This is a genomic window from Microbacterium umsixpiens (assembly GCF_053543675.1).
The window spans coordinates 1-4,113 of the sequence record NZ_JBLVOH010000126.1 but is presented as its reverse complement, the minus strand read 5'-3'; the positions used below and the strand labels follow the sequence as shown (position 1 = coordinate 4,113).

Annotated in this window: 5 protein-coding genes; 2 read left to right on the top strand and 3 right to left on the bottom strand. The window is 66.9% G+C overall.

What is annotated here, in order from left to right:
* Window positions 1-12: 12 nt before the first annotated feature.
* From ACNPM4_RS12540 to ACNPM4_RS12530, 3 genes are all read right to left on the bottom strand, one after another.
* On the bottom strand, window positions 13-540 hold the full coding sequence (locus ACNPM4_RS12540; RefSeq protein ID WP_029261824.1) for a hypothetical protein: 528 nt from the start codon (window positions 538-540) through the stop codon (window positions 13-15).
* A gap of 136 nt (window positions 541-676) precedes the next feature.
* Complete coding sequence (locus ACNPM4_RS12535; protein WP_448985905.1) at window positions 677-1,537, bottom strand: spermidine synthase; 861 nt, start codon at window positions 1,535-1,537, stop codon at window positions 677-679.
* Window positions 1,538-1,566: 29 nt separating this feature from the next.
* On the bottom strand, window positions 1,567-2,826 hold the full coding sequence (locus ACNPM4_RS12530) for an LCP family protein (protein WP_448985904.1): 1,260 nt from the start codon (window positions 2,824-2,826) through the stop codon (window positions 1,567-1,569).
* Window positions 2,827-3,021: 195 nt separating this feature from the next.
* Here ACNPM4_RS12530 and ACNPM4_RS12525 point away from each other — a divergent pair, with 195 nt between their 5' ends.
* Together ACNPM4_RS12525 and ACNPM4_RS12520 are read left to right on the top strand one after the other, a co-directional pair.
* A complete protein-coding gene (locus tag ACNPM4_RS12525) occupies window positions 3,022-3,276 on the top strand; it encodes a hypothetical protein (protein WP_448985903.1) in 255 nt (84 codons plus the stop codon).
* Window positions 3,277-3,603: 327 nt separating this feature from the next.
* On the top strand, window positions 3,604-3,858 hold the full coding sequence (locus ACNPM4_RS12520) for a hypothetical protein (protein WP_448985903.1): 255 nt from the start codon (window positions 3,604-3,606) through the stop codon (window positions 3,856-3,858).
* Window positions 3,859-4,113 lie beyond the last annotated feature (255 nt).

Genomic DNA, 4,113 nt, shown 5'->3' with positions numbered 1-4,113 from the left:
CGCAGGGCATGCTCAGCCCGCGACGAGCTGCGAGGGGCGGCGGCGCTCGGCGGCCTCGATCGCGAGCAGCACGGTCTCGAGTTCGCGGTCCTCTGCGCCGGACTCGCGTCGCAGGAACAGCGACTGCTTGAAGCTCTCTCGCGCCGTCTCGTAGTCGCCGGCCTCATAAGCGTTCTTGCCGTGGTGCTGGTACGCGAATGCCGCGATCGACAGCCAGCGCTGGCCTTCGGCCTCGGTCGCGCAGGTCGCCAGCTCTTGCTCGGCAGCGGCGTGTGCCCCCCGATACTGCAGGATCGTGGCGTGCAGCACTCGAGCGCGCAGCACGTCCTTGCGGGTGCCGGCCATGCGCGCCTGGCGCACGGTCTCGTCGGCGAGCACGAGCGCCTCGTCCAGACGGTCGAGCACCTTCAGCAACCACACGCGCTCGAGCAGTGCGGGCAGGCTGCGCTGCGACTCGATCTCGGCAAGGCGCGTCGCGCACTCGTCGAGATCGACCTTTTCGCGGAGCGTCTCCTGGTCGTATCCCCGGATGAAACTCATTGCTCTCCTTCCGCAGCGTCCCCGTCCAGTCTGCCTTCCGGTCGAGCGCTCGTCGGGGCGGCGCGCCCTGGTCGGCGCATCCGACCCGTGACATACCGCGGCACGGCCGGGGCACACCCGATCGATCCGGTCGAGGTCAGCGGAGGAAGAGTGAGGCGTCGGGACGAGGCGACGCGACGGCATCGGCATCCGTGACGACCCGCGCCCCCTGCAGGAAGGCCTCGGCCTCGGCGCCCTGCACGATCTTCGCCGGGTGCGGGCCGGCCGCCAGCATCCGCGGCAGCCACTCCGTCGGCAGGGGAGAGGCGGATGCCGCGATCACGAGGTTCCCGAACCGACGTCCCTTGAGCACCTGCGTGTCGGCGAGGATGCCGATCTCGGGCAGGACTTCGGCGATCGTCGCAGCCTGGCGGCGGGCGAACGCGAGGCCCGGGCCGTCCGCGACGTTGACGAGCAGCACGCCGCCGGGAGCGAGCAGGCCGGAGAGCTCGCGGTAGAACTCGACGCTCGTGAGGTGGGCGGGCGTCTGCGCTCCGGAGTACACATCCGAGACCACGAGGTCGCAGCTCGCCTGCAGGGCGCCCGGAAGCCGACCCACTCCCTCCCGTGCATCACCGATGCGGATGCGGATGGCGGCGCCCTTCGGCAGCGGCAGATGTTCGCGGACCAGCTGGGCGAGCGGCGCTTCGAGCTCGATGACCTGCTGGCGGGAGCCGGGGCGGGTGGCGTCGATGTAGCGGGGGATCGTGAGCGCGCCGGCGCCGAGGTGCACGGCGGTGAGAGGCCCGGGCGCGAGCTGATCGATCACCGCGCCCATGCGCACGATGTACTCGAAATGCAGGTGTGTGGGGTCATCGAGGTCGACGTGCGACTGCGGGGTGTCGTCGACGATGAGTTCGAACCCGCTGGTGAACTCCGACGGCACGATGCTGGCGATGCCCCCGTGGTCCAGGCGGGCCTGCGGGTGCTCGACGTCGCGCGATCGGTTCCGGCCCATGGCCCGAGCCTACGCGTCAACGGAATGCGTCAGCGCAGCTTGCCGTTGGCGCAGGTCTCCTGCTCGACCGTCTGACCGGAGATGGCCGGGTCGAGCGTCGCGCGCGGCGCCGGGGTCGCGGGCGCGTCCGTGGACGGAGGGGTGGCCGGTGTCTCACCTTCGGTGCCCGGAGCGGGCTCGACCAGCTCGACGCCCCCGTTGTTGCTGACGCCGCCGGTGAGCTGCACGGGCTGGCCCGCTTTCAGCGCGTCCCAGATGGTGGCTGCCGCGTCATAGTTCGGGACGACCCGGTCGGAGTCGTCGGGGTCACCGAACACCGGGTACTGCAGGAAGACGAAGTCCGAGAAGGGCACGTCCTTGATCGAGAGCGCGAGCTGTGCGAGCCGGACGGGATTGGCCAGCTCGTCGCTCGGGTCGATGTTGTCGACCACGGTGTCGGCGAGTCCCAGCACCTTGCCCGGATCGCTGAGCACCTCGTCGCTCATGATCTTCTTCACCAGGCGCGACATGTACTGCTGCTGGTTCGAGACGCGGGCCATGTCGCTCTCGTCGCCGACACCGTGCCGGGTGCGGATGAACTGGAGCGCCTCGTAGCCCGAGACGGTGCGCGGCCCCGGCTCCCAGTCGAGAGCCGTGTGCCGGTCGCGGATGCCTTCTCCGCCGATGCACACCTCCACACCGCCGATCGCGTCGGTGACCTCCATCACTCCGTCGAAGGCGATCTTCGCGGCGAACGGGATCTCGATGCCCGTGAGCTGGGTGACCGTCTTCGCGACGCAGGAGAGTCCGGCGCGCTGGAAGATCGAGTTGATCTGCGTCTTGTTGGTCGCGGAGGCGACGGATCCGTCCGGGAGGGTGCACTCCGGGGTCTCGATCATCAGGTCGCGGGGGAGCGAGACCACCGTGACGTTGCGGGGCTCTGCCGAGACGTGCACGAGCAGATTCACGTCGTTGAGGATGCCGCCGTCGGCCTCCGAGCAGCGTTCTCCGAGAAGCCCGGTGGAGACCTCGCCGCACTCATCGGTGCCGATGATGAGCATGCTGAACTCGCCGGGGAAGGCGCCGATCTGGGGAGGCTCCACCTCGGGGGCGTCTTCGAGGGTGACGGCACCGTCGCTGAAGCGATTGAAGTAGTCCGTCACGATGAACGCGGCGACGGCGATCGCGGACACGAGGATGACGCCCAGCGTGATCCCGGCGATCTTCAGGAAGCCCTTGGCGGGCCCGGGCGTGGGGAGAGTCGCATGGCGCGCGACCGTGGAGCGGTCGGCTTCGTCGTGGCGGCGCATGCCCGCGAGCCTACCGGCGGACCTTGCGAGTGCCGCGCAGGCCCAGCCTGGGCAATGCCTGGGAGAGACCGCGGAGCAGCTGATGTTACGACCGCATGACGATTGTGAGAGGAACTTGCAGGTAAAGAAACGCCTAGCAGGTAACATCTTAGATCGAGACTATGAGGTCTCGATGAGGGTGAGAAGGAGAACGAGATGATCAAGAAAACTAAGTGGTTTGCGGGTGGCGTGCTGGCTGTTGGGCTCGTAGCGAGCACAATCAGTGCCGGGCAGATCGCAACGGGAGTCGAAACGGGAACGCTGACCTTCGCGTCCGAGTACACATGTCAGCACACCGTTCGAGATGCGATCGCTGATGGGCAGCGGGTTCGCCAGGACTGCACATACGCCGGGCCCATGTTGCTTGGGTGGGCAACCGCCGGCGGGCCGTGGATTGCAGTGATCGGCTGATCTCGAGGGCACTCCTGGCGGAGTGCCCGAAGTTTGATGGAGTCGGCATGCTCTCGTGTCGGCCCCATCAAAACCGCAGTTAGCTGGAGCGGGGGTGTGCCTCCCCAACGACCCCCCATTTCGCACACGGAGGGCGCACGTGCGACCAGAAGTTCCGTGCCCACGAGGCGCATTGGGTCTTCGAGTCTGACGCTCACGCCCCGTGGAGGCGCTGATGTTACGGCCGCATGACGATTGTGAGAGGAACTTGCAGGTAAAGAAACGCCTAGCAGGTAACATCTTAGATCGAGACTATGAGGTCTCGATGAGGGTGAGAAGGAGAACGAGATGATCAAGAAAACTAAGTGGTTTGCGGGTGGCGTGCTGGCTGTTGGGCTCGTAGCGAGCACAATCAGTGCCGGGCAGATCGCAACGGGAGTCGAAACGGGAACGCTGACCTTCGCGTCCGAGTACACATGTCAGCACACCGTTCGAGATGCGATCGCTGATGGGCAGCGGGTTCGCCAGGACTGCACATACGCCGGGCCCATGTTGCTTGGGTGGGCAACCGCCGGCGGGCCGTGGATTGCAGTGATCGGCTGATCTCGAGGGCACTCCTGGCGGAGTGCCCGAAGTTTGATGGAGTCGGCATGCTCTCGTGTCGGCCCCATCAAAACCGCAGTTAGCTGGAGCGGGGGTGTGCCTCCCCAACGACCCCCCATTTCGCACACGGAGGGCGCACGTGCGACCAGAAGTTCCGTGCCCACGAGGCGCATTGGGTCTTCGAGTCTGACGCTCACGCCCCGTGGAGGCGCTGATGTTACGGCCGCATGACGATTGTGAGAGGAACTTGCAGGT